Genomic DNA, 15,752 nt, shown 5'->3' on the forward strand with positions numbered 1-15,752 from the left:
TGACCAGCCGTAAACTTGGCGACAGCTGCCACCTGCTTTTACATTTGTTTCCATCGCTTCAATCACGTCTTTTCCGCCGATTGCGGAATTCACCAAAATCAACAGTTCCAGGATTATGAAAAAGCAATTACTATTCCTTTGCGCCGTGATGTTGCTGGCCGTCAGGCTGGCTGGTCAGGACCGGCAGATCAAAGGCACGGTGACCGACGCCGCCAACAAAACGCCCTTACCTGGCGCCACCGTCGCCGTTCCGGGAACACCGGCCGGCACCACCACCGACAACAACGGACAATTCACGCTCCGCCTTCCTGCCGGAGCCGGCAAGATCACCGTATCGATGCTCAACTATCTTCCCCAGACGCTCGACGTAACGCCGGGCCAGGCCATCGAGGTATCGCTCAGCAGCAGCACCCGCGACCTGGAAGAAACCGTGGTGGTCGGTTATGGCCGCCAGCGGAAGAAAGACCTCACCGGCTCGGTTGCCACCATCAGCGCCAAAGACGTTGGCGGGCGGCAGACGCTGAAGGTTTCCGACGCATTACAGGGCGCCATGTCAGGCGTTTCCGTGACGCGCAGCAGCGGCTCCCCGGGCGGAGGTTCCACCATCCTCATCCGCGGCATCACCACCATCGGCACCAACGGCCCGCTCGTAATCGTTGACGGAGTGCCCGTGTCCAGCGTGGATAACGTCAACCCCAACGACGTGGAAAGCCTTTCCGTTCTCAAAGACGCCGCCTCCGCCGCCATTTACGGCTCTCGCGGCGCCGCCGGCGTAATCCTCATCACCACCAAACGCGCCAGCTCCGGAAAGCCCAGCCTCGAATACAACTACGAATACGGCATTCAGAAACCCACCCAGCTACCGGAATTCGTAGGACCGCAGGATTACATGCGCTACTTCAACGAACAAGCCATCAACGACGGCGCCGCCTCCGGAGCTTACTCCGATGCCTTCATCAATTCCTACCTCGACAGCAACCGCGTCAACCCCGACGAATTCCCGGTTACCGACTGGCAGAACAGCCTGCTGAAGCGCACCGCTCCCCGGCAACGCCACGAGATCGTGTTCACTTCCGGGACCGACAAGCTGAAGACCAAAGCCTCGCTCGGCTATTCCAAAGCCGGCGCCTTTTATGATAATTACAATTTCGACCGGTACCTGCTGCGCGTCAACAACGACCTGCAGATTTCCCCGAAATTATCCGCCTCGCTGGATATCTATTATAAAAGAACACAGGAGAAAACTCCAAACGCCAATCCTATTTACGATAGCCGCGTAATACCCGGCATCTACGATGATTATTACAATGACGGCCGCTACGCCATTTCCAAAGACGGGCGGAACCCCGCGGCACAGCTCTACGCCGGGGGCAATAACAGCGCCCTTTACAACCAGATCGGCGGACGGTTGCTGTTCAATTTCAAACCGGTGGAAGGACTGACGCTCTCCGCGCAGATCGCTCCGTCTTTCGACATGGATAAATTCAAATCTTTCTCCACCCAGATCAAATTCACGAACCCGGACGGCAGTCCCAGCACCGTTGTCAACCAGCCGCGCACCGTGCTCGGTGAAACGCGCAACGACAGTATGGCGCTGAACGGGCAATTGCTGGCCAACTATGTGCGCAACCTGCGCGGCGGCCATGTGATCGATGTGCTGGCGGGATATGAGGAGAACTACAACCGTTTCGAAACCCTGAACGCCGGCCGGAGCGGCTTCCCGTTAACGACGCTGCCTTACCTGAATGCGGGTTCCCTCGAGCTGCGGACCAACGGCGGTTCTGCACACGAATCCGCCCTGCGCTCGTTTTTCGGACGGGCAAAATATGCCTACCAGGGAAAATACCTGCTGCAGGGGAACCTCCGGTACGATAAATCTTCCCGCTTCGGCAAAGCCTACCGCGGCGCGGTATTCCCCTCCGTATCCGCCGGGTGGACCGTTTCCGAAGAAGCTTTCCTGAAAAGCGTAAACTGGCTGTCGTTTCTGAAAGTACGCGGCAGCTGGGGCGAAGCCGGCAACGAAAGGATCGGCAACTATCCCTACCAGGCCATCCTCGACTTCACGACGGCGCTCTTTTACCAGGCCGGCGGCGTAGTGCCGCAGATCGGTGCGGGGCAACAAACCTACGCCGTAGAGAATATTTCCTGGGAAACCACCCGCACCACCGACTTCGGGATCGATGCAGCGTTCTTCGACAGCCGCCTGAACGTGTCCGCCGGTTATTACAAGAAAACCACTTTCAACATCCTCCTGCCGCTCGATATTCCGCTGTACATCGGTTACGACAAACCTAACCAGAATGCAGGTACGCTGCATGTAAAAGGCTGGGAGCTGGAAATGAACTGGCGCGACCGGATTGGCCAGGTCAACTATTCCATCGGCGCCAACTTGTCAGACGCGCGCTCGCGCATCGGCGACCTGAAAGGCACGGAGTTCCGCGGCGACCAGATCATCCGCAACGGCAGCGAATACAATGAATGGTTCGGTTATATTTCCAACGGCTTGTTCCAGACGGCGGAAGAAGTAACCGCCGGTCCCGTGATGGGCGCCAACACCAAACCCGGCGACGTGCGGTACGTGGACGTGAATAAAGACGGCGTGATTACGCCCGACGATAAAGTATTGCTGGGCGGCGCGCTGCCGCGCTACTTCTACGGCGGTAACCTGCGCGCGGATTACAAAGGAGTTGACTTCGGCCTCACCTTCCAGGGTGTCGGCAAAAAACTGAGCCGGTTGAATGCCGACGTAGTACAACCTTTCGCGGAAGCTTTCGGGAATGTACCGAAGGACATGGCCGGGAAATTCTGGAGCCGGAATAATTCGGAAGAACAGAACCGCGCCGCCACTTACCCGCGCCTGTCCAGGACCTCCAACGCCAATAACTACGCACTGTCCGACTACTGGCTAACAAGCGGCGCATACTTCCGGCTGAAGAACCTGACGCTGGGATATACGCTGCGCGAGCAGCTGATGAAATCCGTGGGTGTACAGTCGTTGCGGATTTACGTTGCGGCCAACGACATCCTGACGTTCAGCAAGCTGCCGAAGTACCTGGACCCGGAGGTGGGCAGTTACAGCTATCCGATTGCGGCCACTTTCATGGCGGGCGCCGTGGTTAAATTCTAATACACCGATTAAAACGATTTCACGTGAAAAAGACACTTTCCATCATATGCCTGGCCGCGGGGCTCGCTTCCTGCGCCAAACTGGACCTGACACCTCCTTCGGAGCCTTCGACCGGGGGCTTCTACGCCAATCAAACCGAACTGGAAATGGCGGTAAACGACCTGTACAGGCTGCCGTTCTGGTCGGTCGACAACGAATTGCATACCGATAACGACTGGCACCGCGCGCAGCTCACCAATGCGGTGATCGGCGGCACGATGAACGCGGACGACGGTGCGGTGCAGACGTACTGGCTGAATTGCTACAAAGCCATTGCCCGCGCCAATTCTTACCTGGCCAATATGCACCGCGCGGCCGCCACAACAACGCCCGCCGTGATGACGCGCCTGGAAGCGGAGATGCGCCTCATCCGTGCCTTTCAATATTCCCGGCTCATTGCCCGTTTCGGGGATGTTCCTTTTATCACGGAGCCCCTGGCGCTGGAAGCGGCGGGCAATATCACCCGTACCAGCCAGGCCACGGTGCTCGCCTTCATATTCAGCGAACTGGACTGGGCGGCTGAAAACCTGCCGCCGTCGTATGGAGCGGGAGAAGTGAAACGCCTGACCAAAGGCGCCGCGCTGGCCATTAAAGCCCGTACGGCGTTGTATGCCGGGAAATGGGCGGAAGCGAAAGACGCGTCGGAGCAAGTGATGCAGCTGGCTAACGCAGGAACATACACGCTGGAAAGCAATTATGCGCAGTTGTTCCTGAAAGCTGGGGAAACCAGCAAAGAGATCATCATCAGCATCCCCCGCGACGAAAAGCAACAGGTTTTCAATGGCGCCGGCTTTGTGCAGGATTACATCGCGCGTAACGCCGGCGGCTTCGGCGCCTGGCTGCCCACCCGCGACATCGTGGATGCCTACGAGTGTACCGATGGTTTGCCCATCGATGAATCCAGCCGTTACAACCCGCTGTGGCCCTTCGAAAACCGGGATCCAAGGCTCACGATGACCATCGTGGAATTCGGGACCAACTGGCTCGGGTTTTCTTACCAGCCCCATCCGGATTCGCTGACGGTGCGCAATTTCAAAACCGGCGGCATGGTCCAGAACTTCGATAACCGCGCTGTAAGGCCATTCGCCAGCTACACCGGCTTCCTGTGGAAAAAAGGGATCGACCAGACCTGGGCCGACCGCCTCGTGGAAGATAACGACGCCATTATTATCCGTTTCGCGGAAGTGTTGCTAACTTATGCGGAAGCCAAAATTGAACTGAACGAAGGCGACGCATCCGTGCGCGATGCCCTCAACCGCATCAGGGCACGTGCTTACGGTGTGGATCCCTCCGCCACAGCTGCTTACCCCGCCGTTACCACTACCGACCCCGCGGCGCTGAAACAAATCGTGCGGCGCGAAAGAAGGGTGGAACTGGTAAAAGAAGGCCTCCGTTACATGGATCTCATCCGCTGGAAGCTCGCAGAAAAAGTGCTCACCCGCCCCGTGATCGGCCTGCCCGACCCTGCCAACCAGGACCGAGCCAAATGGCCATTCCCTGGCGTTACCCCGCTGGATAACGACGGCATCGCCGACTATACCGTGTTTGGCGACGATGTGAAAATCCTGGTGGAAAGGAAATTCGACAAGTCGAAACAATACCTCTGGCCGGTGCCCGCCGTGGAAAGACGTGTGAACCCGAAAATCTCCCAGAACGACAATTATTGATACAAAAATCGAATACATGAAGATATCAGCAGTTTGTATGATGACAGTCCTTGCCGCGGGGCTCAGTGTAACAGCGGCGGCCCAGTCGGATAACGGGCAAGGGAAACACCTGCGGATCAGCGGGGTTTATCCCCACCTCACCGTCTTCAATGAAGGCGGCGGTTATCCCTGCGGCGGCAACGGTGGCGAAGGCGGGATTGGCGCCATCACACCCTGGGCGGGCAAATTATGGATGGTCACCTATTCCCCGCATTGCCCGCTCGGCAGCTCCGACAAGCTGTACAGCATCGACGGCAATCTGCGGCTCACCATCCACCCGGAAAGCGTGGGCGGCACTCCCGCCAACAGGCTCATCCACCGTGAATCGAACCAGCTGATCACGGGTTCGTATTTTATCGACGACAAAGGGAAAGTGCGCGTACTGCCGCTTTCCACCATGCCCGGCCGTATGACCGCCACCGCGCGCCACCTCACCGATCCCGCCAACATGGTGTATTTCTACGACATGGAAGGGATGGTGTATGAAACCAACGTACACACCCTGGCCGTGAAGAAGCTCTTCCACAAACCCGTACCCGGATGGCACGGCAAAGGCGCCTACACCGCGCAGGGAAGATTTATCATCGCCAACAACGGCGAACATAAGGTTTTCGATATCAAACAAAGCGACCTCCAGGCCGGCGGCGCTCCCAAAAACAGCGAAGAGATGGGCGTGCTGGCGGAATGGGACGGCAACAAATGGGAAATCATCGAACGGAAACAATTCACCGACGTCACCGGCCCCGGCGGCATCTACGGCGCGCCCGACGATAAGGCGCCGGCCTGGAGCATCGGGTGGGACAAGCGTTCCGTCATCCTCAAACTCCTCGACAACGGCAAATGGTTCACTTACCGCATGCCCAAAGCCACCCGCACCTACGATCATTGGGGAGGCTGGTACACCGAATGGCCGCGCATCCGGGAAATCGGTAACGGTAAAATGCTCATGGATATGCACGGCATGTTTTATGATTTCCCGAAAACCTTTTCCCGCGCCAACAGCGGCGGCGTAACGCCCATCGGCAGCCACCTGCGCTATATTCCCGATTTCTGCGAATGGAACGGGGAGCTGGTACTGGCCACCGACGAAACCACCATTATGCAGAACCCTTACGCCGGCAGATCGCAATCCAATCTCTGGTTCGGCACCGCGGAAGAACTGAAGACCTGGGGCCCCGCTTCCGGTTGGGGCGGGCCATGGATGGGAGATACCGTTCAAGCCGGCGTCCCTTCCGACCCTTACCTGGCGACGGGCAGCGGAAAGAAAATCCTGCACCTCAGCCATCGCAACGGCAAACCCGTTACGTTCACCATTGAAACGGATATAACCGGCAACAACCAATGGACTGTATTTAAAAAAATAACGGCCGGCAAAAACGGGTATGCATTTTTCATCTTCCCCGATCATTTCAAAGCCAGCTGGATCCGTATCAAATCCGATCAAAACTGCGTGGCCACGGCATTCCTCCATTACGGCGGCCAGCTCCATCAGCAAGCGGATGCCATGTTCGCCTCGCTCGCGGGCATCGATGAAACCGGCGGTTTTGATGCACAGTTGATCAGACCAGCTTCTGGCAATAAAAACCTGCAGGTGCTGCGCATTGCGGGCGGCGAAAAACGATACGCGGAAATCGACGAGAAGCTGCAAAACGTGGCCGGTGTGGGCGACAGCACCGCGCGGATGGAAAAGATACTGGCGCTGAAACAGGATTTCAAAATAGATGAAGCTTCCGTCATCGTAACAGATACGACCGGCACGTTCCGCCTGCCTAAAACTTCGGCGCGGTACGATGAACCCATGGCCTTCGGCTGGCCGCGCGGCGCGCGGGAAGTGGAGTCGGAAAGATACATGCTCAATGCGCATGGCACTTTCTATGAAATTGGCCGCGAATCGGGCTTCGCATCCATCCGGCCGGTAACCACGCACAAGCGCAAGATCGCGGATTACTGCACCTGGCGCGGGTTGCTGGTGATCAGCGGCACCAAAACCAACGCCACGCCCGACGGCCACTATTTCAACACGAACGGTCCCGCCGGCGGTTTATGGTTCGGCGCCATCGACGACTTGTGGAAACTCGGGAAACCCGTCGGCGAAGGCGGATTATGGAAAAACATGCAAGTGAAAGCGGGCGAGCATTCGCTGCCTTTCCTGATGACGGGCTACGACCGCAAATCAGTGGCGCTTACGGCGGATAAAACCGTCAACATCACGCTGCAGGTCAACACCGCGCTGGATGGCTGGCACGATTACAAGACCATCCGCGTAGCGGCGGGCCAAACTGTCCGCCATACGTTCCCCGAAGGCTACAATGCGCACTGGATCAGGGCGGTATCTGACAAAGACTGTAACGCCACGGTGTGGATGAAATACGAATAAACCGGCAAGCATGCAAACAGAAAAAACGACGCTTCAATATCTTTTCTCCGCCCCGGTGATCGTGGCCGCCCTCGGGTACTTCGTGGATATTTACGACCTGCTGTTATTCGGCATCGTGCGTATCCCCAGCCTCCGCGATCTCGGCCTGAGCGAAGCCGGCATCTCGCTGGAAGGCGCTTCCATCCTCAACTGGCAAATGACGGGGCTGCTGCTCGGCGGAATATTATGGGGCGTACTGGGCGACCGGAAAGGCCGGCTGTCGGTGCTTTTCGGTTCCATCATCACCTATTCCCTTGCCAATTTCGCCTGCGGCTTCGTGCAAGACGTGGACCAGTATAAGATCCTGCGGTTTATTGCAGGTGTGGGGCTGGCGGGTGAGCTGGGCGCGGGGATCACGCTGGTGTCGGAAAGCCTGCCGAAGCAACTGCGGGCGCTCGGCGCTTCGCTGGTAGCGGGTGTGGGGCTGTTAGGCGCGGTAGCCGCGTATTTCACGGTGGAACTGTTCAGCTGGAGAAACGCCTACTTCGCCGGCGGCGCGCTTGGCGCGTTGTTGCTGCTGCTGCGGATCGGGGTGTTTGAATCCGGGTTATATGTGAACATGAAAGACATGGCGCATGTCAGGAAAGGGAGCTTTATACAGTTTTTCACGCGGAAAGACAGGCTGATCCGCTATTTGAAATGCATCGGTATCGGTTTGCCCACCTGGTATGTGATCGGCATCCTGTCCACGTTCAGCAACGAGTTCGGGAAAGCGCTGGGGATCGTGGAGGAAGTGAAGCCCGGGCTTGCCGTGATGTGGTGTTACGTGGGCCTCGCGGGCGGCGACCTGCTCAGCGGGTACATCAGTTACCGCATGCAATCGCGCCGGAAAGCCGTGATGCTGTTGATGGGATTCACTTTCCTCGGGAGCCTCATCTTCCTGTATGCCGGCATCCAAACGGCCGCCATGCTATATTTCGCGACGTTGTGGCTGGGCTTCGGCATCGGGTACTGGGCCATGTTCGTGACCATCGGCGCGGAGCAATTCGGGACCAATATCCGCGCCACCGCCGCTACCACCATTCCCAACATGGTGCGCGGAACCGTGGTGGCGATGACCATTTCCTACGGTTTCCTCAAGCCGCTGGTCAACGTCGTGAATGCCGCCGCCATCGTGGGCTTGGTGTGCTTCGCCATCGGGTTCTACTCCATTTTCACCATCGACGAAACCCACCACCGCGACCTGGATTTCGTAGAAGAATATTAACCATCATCCCGCATAAACATTCACCAGCCAGGGGCGGCCTTTCACCAGGCGGCCCCTGTTTGTTTTCGCACTAACCGGGCAACCCGACAGCGTAAAAGTAGGATTTGCATCGACGCGCCGGCAAAAAATGGGGTGAAAGGATGACGTCTTGGGGTGACCGACGGAAAAAGCTGGGGTGAAAGGACGTTTCTCCGCTCATCCTTCGCTCATCCTTCGTTCATCCTTCGCTCAAACACCCTCAAACCCGCACCACGAGCGAACACGTTCGAAGGATGAGCGAAGGATGTCAGTAGGATGTCAGCAGGATGGGCGGCTTCAAAATTCAATAATCCTTCAATGATCCTTCAGTCATCCTTCAATCAAACGCCCTCAAACCTAAGCCAGCGTTGGAGCAGCTTGAAGGATGATTGAAGGATGTCAGGAGGATGTCAGCAGGTTTTTCGGAAACAGCCATAAAAAATGCCCGGACGGATCGCAAAATCCACCCGGGCATGTGTGCTTCTCATTTACTTCGAAACCGTAAACACATAATTTCCTGAACCGGTGGCAAACACGGCATAGCCGTTTTCGGTCCGTTGCGGCTGCAATAACTTCCCGCTTTCTTTCACCACCGTTCCCAGCTTCACCGGGATCATCACTTCCGCCGTTGTATTGGCGGGGATGCTGGTTTTCAGTGTAAAAACCCCATTGCCGATGCGCCAGTCGCTGCCGATGGCGCCGTACATGCTCTGGATATGTCCTTTCGCGAAAGTGAGATCCCCGGCGGGTTGCGGCTTGATGATGATCTTGCGGTAACCCGGCGCGCCGGCATTGATACCCAGCAGCGAACGGTAAAACCACTCCCCGACCGATCCGAACATCGGATGGTTCTGCGAAAATGTATTATCCGAATACGCCCAGGTTTCCCACAGCGTGGTAGCGCCATTATCGATCATATACCCCCATCCCGGGAAACTGCGCTGATCCGCTACCCGGTACGCCACTTCGTTCCGGTCGTGTTCGCGCAGCACGTCGAACATCATCTTGGTGCCGAAAATGCCAGTGGCGATATGCCCGTTCTTCTTGTCGATGGCGGCCTCCAGGGCATGGAGCGCTTTTTCCGCTTCGGCTTCGTCCAGGATGTCCATCCAAAGCCCCATGGCCTGGGCGGTTTGCGTACCGTTACGGAATTGCCCGTTTGCCGGCTGATAGAATTTGTTTTTCACCGCCTGGCGGATGTTGTCCCGGATCGAGGCGTATTTGGCGGCGTCGGCGGGCTTATCCACGATTGTGGCGAATTCCGCCATGGTCCGCACGGTCAGGTAATAGAAAAGGGATGCCGACAAGGGAATTTCCCGGTCGCCGAGCGCTTCGTGGTCGCCGAGGTCTTCCGCTTCGAACAGGTTGTTTTTTGCCTTTGCGTGCAGAAAATCGGTGAGCCGTTGCATCGAAGCATAGCTTTCCTCCACGATCCGTTTATCCCCGTAAAACGCATACATTCTCTTGATCAGGAACGGATAACCGGCCTGCCATCCCATCGGGCCGGAACCGTCGCCCGGACCGGCATCTGCAATCCCTACGAACGGCGCTGTTTCCGTAATGCCGCCCTGCGGGCGCTGCGCGTCTTCGTGGTCGCGGATGGTTTTGGTATAGAAATTCGGCATCTCGAAGCGATGCATGAATGCCCCCGCGCTGCAAAGGATATCCCCGGCATAAGCCAATTTTTCGCGGGCGGGGCAATCGGATTGCACGCTGAATACGTTGCTGAGAAAAGTCCAGCGGATGACTTCATCCAGTCGGTTAAGCATGGTATTGGAGCTGGTGAAGCTGCCCGCGGCCGGCAGATCCGCGCTCAGGCGCAGCCCGTCGATATCCGCAACGCCCGGTTTGCCGGGCCAACCGGTGATTTCCACGTACCGGAATCCGTGGAAGGTAAAACGCGGGCTCCATGTTTCCCGGCCGTTTCCTTTCAGCGTGTAGCGGTCTTCCTGCCAGGCGATGCGCGGCGCCCCGGGGCCGCCGTTCCCGCCTTTGATCTGGCCGGCTACCGCCGTCATCACATTGATCTCCCCGTTTTTGAGCGTATCTTCCCCATACCGCAATACTACCTGGTTGCCTGCCTTACCCTGAACGCGGATGCGCACGGTGCCGGCGAAGTTCTGTCCCATATCCACCAGGTAAGTGCCCGGTTTAACTTCTTTCACGCTCCGCGGACGGATGGTTTGGGTGATACGGATCGGCGGCTGCTGTTGCGTTTCCATCTTCCCTTGCGGCCCTTTCACCACTACCGCGGCCTTCCAGTTTCCGGAAGGCTGATCCGCCGCCCAGTTGGCTATTTCGCGGCGCGCATCGTAATGTTCACCGAGGTAAACGCTATTGCGGACAACCGGGCCCGGCGCGGCCTGCCAGCTGTCATCCGTAGCGATGGTTTCCGTTTTGCCATTTGTATAGGTGATACGGATCATGGCATTTGCGCAAGGGCGCCCCGTAACCAGGAAATCGCGCCAGTTGCGGGATCCCCACATGCGCAGCGGCAGCGGGTTGTACCAGCCGTTGCCCAGCATGATGCCAGCGGCGTTCCGGCCGTTTTTTAGCAGGGATGTGATGTCATGAACCGCGTATAGCACCCGTTTGCCGTAGCTCGTCCACCCGGGATCCAGCACCTGGTCGCCTACTTTCTTTCCGTTGATATATGCTTCATAATACCCGGCGCCGGAGATATACAACCGGGCTGACGCAACCACTCCGTTTGCCTGGAAAGGTTTGCGCAACAGCGGCATGGGATCATCGCCGTAATGATCTTCTTCTTTTAAAACGGGGGTGCTGCCGTCGCCGATCCATTGGCCGGTCCATTCGCCGGGCAACAGCGCGCCGGTTTCGAACCAGGCGGGCACGCTCCAGGCGGAGGCTTTACCGTCTTTCCCGTACACCCTTACCCGCCACCAGTATCGCGTGAAAGATTGCAGCGGGGCGCCGGCGTAGGCGATGTGAATATTTTCGCCGGAAGTGATCTTTCCCGATTTCCACGCGTCGCCATTTCCGTTGCGGGTGGTGCTCACGGTCACTTCGTAGGCCGTTTGCACCAGATCGCGGCCGGCGCCGCCGAGCGTCCAGCTCAGCCGGGGCGCGGGGGCATCGATGCCGAGGGGGTTTTGCCTGTATTCACAGCTCAGCCTTACAGGCGAAAGGGCGGGCGTTTGCGCCGACAATGCGTTGCAGCAAAGCACCAGCGCCAGTAACATCCATTTTGGTTGCATGATGTATCAGTTTACCATTTCCGCCATTGACAGCGGTGGTTTGCGGGAAATTATAAAAAACGGGACAATAACCCATCCTGCCGCAGGGGCAGGACAGTTTACCCGCCGCCACCACTTCTGCCGAAACTTGTTTAATTTTGACAGGATTCAACATTACCGGAAATAATCATGGGTTACAAGAGCTTGCACGACTGCATCACCGATCTGGAAAAGAACGGGCATTTGATTCGCATCAAACAGGAAGTGGATCCCTGGCTGGAAATGGCCGCCATCCACCTGCGGGTGTATGCGCACCAGGGGCCCGCGCTGCTGTTTGAAAATATCAAAGGCAGCAAGTTTCCGGCGGTGTCCAATTTGTTCGGTACGCTCGACCGGTCGAAGTTCATGTTCCGCGACACGCTGGAGAAAATCAAAACGCTCGTCGACATCAAGGGCGATCCCGTCAAAGCCATCAAGCATCCGTTTAAATATCTGAATGTAGCCGCCACGGCTTTATCGGCCCTGCCGATGAAAACCGGCAAAGGCGCGCCCGTCAATTTCGGCCGCACTACGATCGCGGAGTTGCCGCAGATCGTAAACTGGCCGATGGATGGCGGTCCTTTCGTGACGATGCCCCAGGTGTACACCGAAGACCCGGACAAACCGGGCATCATGAATGCCAACCTGGGGATGTACCGCATCCAGCTGGGCGGCAATGATTATGTACAAAATGAAGAGATCGGGCTGCACTACCAGCTGCACCGCGGCATCGGGATCCACCAAACGAAAGCCAATGCGAAAGGGCAGCCGTTGAAGGTGAGCATTTTCGTGGGCGGGCCTCCCTCCCATCCGCTGTCTGCCGTGATGCCGTTGCCGGAAGGATTGTCGGAAATGACTTTCGCCGGCGCGCTGGGAAACCGGCGCTTCCGGTATTTCTACGACGATGAAGGATATTGCATCTCCGCCGACGCCGATTTCGTGATCACCGGCACGGTGATGCCCCACGAAAACAAGCCTGAAGGGCCTTTCGGCGACCACCTGGGTTATTACAGCCTCACGCATCCTTTCCCGCTGATGAAAGTGAGCCGGGTGTATCACAAGAAAAACCCCGTGTGGTCGTTCACCGTGGTGGGCAGGCCGCCGCAGGAAGACACGAGCTTCGGCGCGCTGATCCACGAGATCACGGGGAACGCCATTCCGAAAGAAATACCCGGTGTGCGGGAGATCCACGCGGTGGACGCCGCGGGTGTACACCCGTTGCTGTTCGCCATCGGCAGCGAGCGGTACACGCCGTACCTGAAGGAGCGCAAGCCCCAGGAAATCCTCACCATTGCCAACCACATCCTGGGCAGCAACCAATTGAGCCTGGCCAAATACCTGTTCATTTGCGCGCAGGAAGACGATCCCTCGCTGCATACGCACGACATCGCGCATTTCCTCATGCATATGCTGGAGCGCATCGATCCGGCTCGGGATTTCCATTTTCATACCAACACTACCATCGATACCCTCGATTATACCGGCAGCGATCTCAACGCCGGCAGCAAGGTAGCCATCGCCGCGGCGGGCGACAAGCGCCGGGAGCTGTGGAAAGAACTGCCCGCAGGCTTCAGCCTGCCCCGTCCTTTCACGCAGTACAAAATGGCATTGCCCGGCGTACTGGCCGTGGAAGCGCCCCCATACGCCAACGAATCCGAAACAGCGGATCAAATCGCCATCCTCGACGGGCACTTAAAAAACGCGGACCTCAGCGGACTGCCGATGATCGTATTGTGCGACGATGCGGGCTTTGCGGCGGAGAACATCAACAACTTCGTATGGGTAACGTTTACGCGGAGCAATCCTTCCCACGACATCCACGGAATCGGGAGTTTCATTAAAAACAAGCATTGGGGCTGCACCGGGCCGTTCATTATTGACGCGCGCATTAAACCCCATCACGCGCCGCCGCTCATTAAAGACGCAAAAGTGGAAGCGAAAGTAGATGAGATGGGAAAGAAAGGAGGCGTGCTGCACGGGATCATATAACTTCTTCTCACAAAAAAAGGCTGATGCACAACGAGCGCATCAGCCTTTTTTCTAAACCTGTAAAGGGACTAATCTTTCAGGTTGAGATATTTTTGTACGGATTTGTAGTTGCTCCAATCCACACCTGAAGCTTTTCGGGCTGCCGTTCCACCGGGGATGAGGATATAACGGAATTGGCCGTATTTGACACCCTCATCTACAGCCGACGTCAAATCATAATTTGAAATCATATCGATGGCTCCTACCCGGTAAGACACGCTTACATTCACGACGGTGGGCGTTGGCAGATAGAATTCATATAATGGTAGCGGGAAGACCAGTGGTTCCGCAGTGGATCCAAAGTTCCAGTACACTTTTATTTCTCCCTGATTCAGCACTTCCGACGTTAGCTTCGCCGCATCGATAACGGCTGAAAATGCAAGCGTATCACCGGTTTCTTCGTCTTTAATCGGTACAAACTCAACATCCAGCCAATCCGAATAGATAACATTGGCAGTACCGGGCTCACCTGCGGGGCCAGCGGCGCCTCCGGGACCTTGCGGGCCAGCGGGACCTGCGGGGCCTGCGGGACCGGCATCGCCGTCTTTTCCGCAAGCGGCAACCAATAAGGCAAAAGCCATCAGGAAGTATAAAAACCGGGGCATGTTCGTTTTCATAAAACTCAGATTTAGGTTATAAAATAGTTGAGAATACTTGGTTGTTTATCGCTGCCACGTAATCCAGGATTTTGCGTCCGATGCGCTCACCATGTCGTAACGGTTCTGCCCTGTTTGAACGAGGTAGAACCCGTTGGGATTGATCAGTGTTATGGCGGTATTATAGAATGCATCTTCTGCCTCAGGCGGTATCGTCCCCAAAACTCCATACTGCGGAAAAACGATCCGGCCTCCGGTAAATACCGGTGGGTAAGTGGCGAGCCCATAGCGCAATTCCAGTCCGTTTCCGCCCAGAAAAACAAACCCGAATATATCGACTTCTACACCATCGACTTCTTCCCATTGTTCCAGGAAAGCCAGGTAATAATAATCCTTCAGGTTTGCCAGTTTATATGCATTCCAAACGCCGTTTACCGTGAACCCTCCTACCGTTCTCCAGTAATCCTGCAGCCCCTCGTTCCACCAACGCTCCGGCGCATTGGCGTCGTTGACGATCGGGGCAATGGCGCCCGCGATCCTGCCGGCCGTGTTATTATTTACGGTAAGGGTGAAAGCGGCAGTTCCGTTGTTCCAGGTCGCTGCGGACAGTGAAGTAATCGTATTGGCGCCATCCTGCAAAGGTTCGGTGAGTATCATGCCTTCCGCCGAGTAATTAAAGCTGGTCGTATGCCTTTGCGGGGTTCCGGCAGCGTTGCGCCAGGTAAACTCCAAAGTATGAAAACTGGGATCGATAACGATTTCGTACTGGCGCGTCCCGACTGTGAGCCGCTTCCAATAATTGAGGATCCGCTTGTTGATGCCCGCCAATACGCTGCCGCCGGCCCATTTGCCGGTTTGCCAGGCGTCTGCGTCCTGTGCGCTGGCTTTACGGAGAATCATCTTCGAACCCTGCTGGCGGCCGGTTAGCTTGATCAGGTCGGCCGACAATGAATCCAGCGAAAATTCGAAATCCGCGTTCAGCCCCACGCCAACCGGTCCTCCGGAAATGGAATCCGCCGGGTCAGTCAGGATGTGGATGTAGGAATAGGTATCGAACAGGAGCGCGGGCTGTTGCAATGCTTTCAGCCGGTAGCTGCTTTCCTTGCGCACGGCCGCCGTTGTGCCGTCGAAATCGGAAAACATCTTTACCCGGTTGGATTTGTCGAAACTGAAATGAAATCGGTAGGTCACTTCGTTTTTCGTGGTCATCTCCGCGTTCCAGCCGTTTGGCGAGCTGGTCAGCGCGGCTTCGTATTCCGCCAGCACCCGGTTGATACGCTGGTCTGCCGTTTCGGAGAATACGGGATCATCTTCCTTACTGCAGGATGCGAGCAGTACGGCGGCCAGTATGATATATGAGAGGATGCTCTTCATGTTGC

8 protein-coding genes are annotated in these 15,752 nt (G+C 56.8%); 5 read left to right on the forward strand and 3 right to left on the reverse strand.

Translation table 11 applies throughout. The annotated features are described in order from the left end of the window. The first annotated feature begins 115 nt into the window (after window positions 1-115). From WJU16_RS08365 to WJU16_RS08380, 4 genes are read left to right on the forward strand one after another with little or no spacing between them, the layout of a single operon-like run. Complete coding sequence (locus WJU16_RS08365; protein WP_341837866.1) at window positions 116-3,127, forward strand: TonB-dependent receptor; 3,012 nt, start codon at window positions 116-118, stop codon at window positions 3,125-3,127. A gap of 23 nt (window positions 3,128-3,150) precedes the next feature. Next, window positions 3,151-4,833: a RagB/SusD family nutrient uptake outer membrane protein gene (locus WJU16_RS08370; RefSeq protein WP_341837867.1), complete on the forward strand. Its 1,683-nt coding sequence runs from the start codon at window positions 3,151-3,153 to the stop codon at window positions 4,831-4,833. A gap of 37 nt (window positions 4,834-4,870) precedes the next feature. Further along, on the forward strand, window positions 4,871-7,249 hold the full coding sequence (locus tag WJU16_RS08375; protein ID WP_341837868.1) for a hypothetical protein: 2,379 nt from the start codon (window positions 4,871-4,873) through the stop codon (window positions 7,247-7,249). Between the two features lie 10 nt (window positions 7,250-7,259). Next, window positions 7,260-8,495, forward strand: a complete 1,236-nt coding sequence (locus WJU16_RS08380) for an MFS transporter (RefSeq protein WP_341837869.1) — start codon at window positions 7,260-7,262, stop codon at window positions 8,493-8,495. A 506-nt stretch (window positions 8,496-9,001) separates the two neighbouring features. Here the strand turns inward: WJU16_RS08380 and WJU16_RS08385 are convergent. Further along, window positions 9,002-11,731: a family 78 glycoside hydrolase catalytic domain gene (locus WJU16_RS08385; RefSeq protein WP_341837870.1), complete on the reverse strand. Its 2,730-nt coding sequence runs from the start codon at window positions 11,729-11,731 to the stop codon at window positions 9,002-9,004. 168 nt (window positions 11,732-11,899) lie between these two features. On the opposite strand from WJU16_RS08385, the gene WJU16_RS08390 reads away from it, so the two are divergent. Further along, window positions 11,900-13,738: a UbiD family decarboxylase gene (locus tag WJU16_RS08390; protein ID WP_341837871.1), complete on the forward strand. Its 1,839-nt coding sequence runs from the start codon at window positions 11,900-11,902 to the stop codon at window positions 13,736-13,738. A 68-nt stretch (window positions 13,739-13,806) separates the two neighbouring features. On the opposite strand, the gene WJU16_RS08395 is transcribed toward WJU16_RS08390, so the two are convergent. Further along, window positions 13,807-14,394: a hypothetical protein gene (locus WJU16_RS08395; protein ID WP_341837872.1), complete on the reverse strand. Its 588-nt coding sequence runs from the start codon at window positions 14,392-14,394 to the stop codon at window positions 13,807-13,809. A gap of 45 nt (window positions 14,395-14,439) precedes the next feature. Further along, a complete protein-coding gene (locus WJU16_RS08400; RefSeq protein ID WP_341837873.1) occupies window positions 14,440-15,747 on the reverse strand; it encodes a DUF4302 domain-containing protein in 1,308 nt (435 codons plus the stop codon). Window positions 15,748-15,752: the final 5 nt, after the last annotated feature.

Source organism: Chitinophaga pollutisoli (genome assembly GCF_038396755.1).
In the GTDB taxonomy this organism is placed as follows: Bacteria; Bacteroidota; Bacteroidia; order Chitinophagales; family Chitinophagaceae; genus Chitinophaga; species Chitinophaga pollutisoli.